The sequence below is a fragment of the Streptomyces sp. E11-3 genome (assembly GCF_046540415.1).
Taxonomy (GTDB): Bacteria; Actinomycetota; Actinomycetes; order Streptomycetales; family Streptomycetaceae; genus Streptomyces.
In genome coordinates, this window is record NZ_JAZGRL010000047.1 from 1 (window position 1) to 3,172 (window position 3,172).

Here is a 3,172-nt window from a genome sequence, read left to right on the forward strand (position 1 = left end):
GGGGAGTTGGCCTTTTTGGGGGCCCCAGTCGTTGGGGTCGGGGACGCCAGGGGGGAGCATCTGGCGGCGTTTGGGGCCGCCGTGCTCGGACTCCCCGGGCTCCTTGGCGCCCGGCCAGGCCTTCGCGACGCGGGCCGCGAGGACGAAGTCCTTGCGGAGCGGGTGGCCTTCGAAGCCGTCGGGGAGGAGGAGCGGGGTGAGGCCGGGGTGGCCCTCGAAGTCGACGCCGAACATTTCGTGCGTCTCGCGCTCGTGCCAGGCCGCGCCCGCGTACACCTCCACCGCCGAGGCCAGTACCGGCGCGGAGTGCGGGACGGTCGTACGGAGCAGGAGGCGGCGTACCGGGTGCAGGGCCACCACATGGGCCGAGACCCTGAAGCCGGTGTCCGGCTCGTCCACCGCGCTGAGCCAGTCGAAGAAGGAGCAGCCGAGTTCGGTGCGCGCGGTCAGCAGGGCCGTGGTCCAGGACGCGGCCGGTACGTCGACCGTGAGCAGGTCGTACGCGTCCTCGACCGTCGCCTCGTCGCCGAAGAGTTCCGTCACCGGGCGCGGGAGCCAGTTCGTCACTGGTCGCCGCCTTCCGGGGAGGAAGGGGAGGGAGGAGAGGCAGGTGGGGGTGGGTTCACCAGGGCGCTCTGCAGCGCCGCGGCCGATGGTCGCCCGGCCGCGCCGTACCGCTCGCCCAGCGACTCGCGCGCGATCTTCTCCTGAAGCTTGAGGATGCCCTGCAGCAGCGCCTCCGGGCGCGGCGGGCACCCGGGGACGTACACATCGACGGGGATGATCTGGTCGACGCCCTTGGTCACCGAGTACGAGTCCCAGTACGGGCCACCGCAGTTGCTGCACGCGCCGAAGGAGATGACGTACTTCGGCTCGGGCATCTGCTCGTACAGCCGCTTCACGGCCGGGGCCATCTTGTCCGTGACCGTCCCCGACACGACCATCAGGTCGGCCTGGCGCGGCCCGGGCGCGAACGGGATGACGCCGAGCCGGATGAAGTCGTGCCGGGCCATCGACGCCGCGATGAACTCGATGGCGCAGCAGGCGAGTCCGAAGTTGAAGACCCACAGGCTGTAGCGGCGGCCCCAGTTGAGCACCACCTTCATCGGCTCGGGAGCCAGCCGCGCCAGCGGGCCGAGCCTGGGCGCGGGCTCGATCGCCACGTCCACAGGCGCCGCGTCCGTACGAGGTGTCACGTCCATGCGAGGACCCCCTTCTTCCAGGCATAGAGCAGACCGATGGCGAGGAAGCCGAGGAAGATGAACATCTCCACGAGCGTCGTCGCGCCGTATCCGGCGGCGGCGAAGACCGTCGCCCACGGGAACAGGAAGATCGAGTCCACAGCGAAGATCACGTACAGGAAGGCATAGACGTAGTAGCGGACCTGCGTGTGCGCCCAGCCCTCGCCGACCGGGTCGACGCCGCACTCGTACGTCAGCATCTTCTCCCGCGTCGGCACCACCGGACGCAGCAGCCGCCCCGCGCCGAACGCGACGGCGACGAAGAGCACGCCGACGACGGCGAGCAACCCGACCACCGAGTAACTTTGGAAGTAGTCCGCCCCGAGAACGGTCGGTTCCGGCACGTCAGCCCCTCACTCCCTGATCTCGTGGCCCGGTGTGTCGCCCTGTTCGACGATCTGTACGCACGGGAGTCTAGGGCCTGCTCCTGGAGGAGTAAGCAGCTCGTCACGCACAGGGTGGGGTTTTCCCCAGTTCCTCCCCGGCAGCACACCTCATGGCGCACGGCCGCGCGAGGCGGCAGGCTGACCGGTATGAGCCTTGCCATACCCCCCGAGCGCGCCGACGATCCACTGCCGCCCGCACGCCTCGCCTACGAGGGCCAGACCTGGCGGGAGATCGCCCATCTGCTGCTCAACCTGCCGGTGGCGATGCTCGGATTCGTCTACGTGACGACCGTGGTGGTCGCCGGCGGGCTCCTCTCGGTGACGGTCATCGGGCTGCCGCTGCTCGCCGTGGGCCTGATCGGGGCGCGGCAGCTGGGCCGGGTCGAGCGGTCCCGGGCCAGGAAGTTGCTCAGGGTGCGGATCGAGGAGCCGAGCCCGCTGCCGAAGGTGCGGGACGAGGGGTACTTCGGGAGGCTGTGGTCGAGCCTGAAGGACCCGGTCGGCTGGCGTGCGCTGCTGTACGACTTCATGCGGTTGCCCTGGGGCATCCTGACGTTCACGCTCACCCTGGTCTCGCTCGTCGTCCTCTGGCCGGTGCTGCCGTTCATCGCGCGGACCCTGACCAACGCCGACCGGCTGATGGTGCGCGGGCTGCTCTCGCCGTCCGACGAACTGGAGCGGCGCATCGCCGAACTGGAGTCGGACCGCGGGGTCGTGGTGGACACCGCGGCCGCGGATCTGCGCCGTATCGAACGCGATCTGCACGACGGCGCCCAGGCCCGGCTGGTCAACCTCGCCATGGGGCTCGGCCTGGCCAAGGAGAAGATCCTGGACGGCCAGGCCGACGACGTCGTGGCCGCGATGGTGGACGAGGCGCACGGCGAGGTGAAGCTGGCGTTGCAGGAGCTGCGCGACCTGGCCCGCGGTATCCACCCGGCCGTCCTGACCGACCGCGGCCTGGACGCCGCGCTCTCCTCGGTCGCCTCGCGCTGCACGGTCCCGGTGAAGGTGACGGTCGAGCTGCCGTTCCGGCCCGCCGCCGCCATCGAGGGCATCGCGTACTTCACCGTCTCCGAACTACTGCAGAACATCAGCAAGCACGCCCAGGCGAGCCGCGCGACGGTCGACGTGTGGCGGGCGAACGACCGGCTGCTGATCCAGGTCGAGGACGACGGGCGCGGTGGCGCGCGGCTCGACGGGGGTTCGGGGATGGCGGGGCTCGCGGACCGGCTCGGCGCGGTCGACGGGCTGTTCGCCGTCGAGTCACCGGTGGGCGGTCCGACGCTGGTGACCGCCGAACTGCCGTGGCGGGACCGGTCGGCGGGCTGACCGCGCGCGACCAGCCGCACCAGCAGGCCACCCGACAGAACACCCAGCGGGCACCCAGCAGGTCACCCGACAGCTCACCCGGTAGGTAGGGAAAACCCCCGGTCCGAAACGGAGATGAACCGCATGGTGCGGGCCCGCGCGACCTAGCAGGGTGGGAGGTACGAGGGAGGGACCTCCCCGAGCCGACCCGAACCTCCCGGAACCGCCCCGCCCCGC

At 70.8% G+C, this 3,172-nt stretch carries 4 protein-coding genes; 1 reads left to right on the forward strand and 3 read right to left on the reverse strand.

All coding sequences use genetic code 11. The annotated features are described in order from the left end of the window. The 3 genes from U9R90_RS34675 to U9R90_RS34685 form a co-directional block, all read right to left on the reverse strand. The coding region (locus tag U9R90_RS34675; protein WP_411061345.1) for an NADH-quinone oxidoreductase subunit C at nucleotides 1–567 on the reverse strand (567 nt) is incomplete at its 3' end. Beyond that, nucleotides 564–1,202, reverse strand: a complete 639-nt coding sequence (locus tag U9R90_RS34680; protein WP_411061347.1) for an NADH-quinone oxidoreductase subunit B — start codon at nucleotides 1,200–1,202, stop codon at nucleotides 564–566. The genes U9R90_RS34675 and U9R90_RS34680, both read right to left, overlap by 4 nt. Beyond that, a complete protein-coding gene (locus U9R90_RS34685; RefSeq protein WP_411061349.1) occupies nucleotides 1,193–1,585 on the reverse strand; it encodes an NADH-quinone oxidoreductase subunit A in 393 nt (130 codons plus the stop codon). The genes U9R90_RS34680 and U9R90_RS34685 overlap by 10 nt, the downstream gene beginning before the upstream one ends. A 189-nt stretch (nucleotides 1,586–1,774) precedes the next feature. Between U9R90_RS34685 and U9R90_RS34690 the strand changes: the two genes are divergently transcribed. Then, nucleotides 1,775–2,956 carry a sensor histidine kinase gene (locus tag U9R90_RS34690; protein WP_411061350.1) on the forward strand — a complete coding sequence of 394 codons (1,182 nt, stop codon included), beginning with the start codon at nucleotides 1,775–1,777 and terminating at the stop codon, nucleotides 2,954–2,956. Nucleotides 2,957–3,172 lie beyond the last annotated feature (216 nt).

Bases quoted from the DNA above. Each gene is read 5' to 3' on its own strand.
- U9R90_RS34680 (WP_411061347.1), bottom strand. From the start codon at position 1,202: ATGGACGTGACACCTCGTACGGACGCGGCGCCTGTGGACGTGGCGATC.
- U9R90_RS34690 (WP_411061350.1), top strand. From the start codon at position 1,775: ATGAGCCTTGCCATACCCCCCGAGCGCGCCGACGATCCACTGCCGCCC.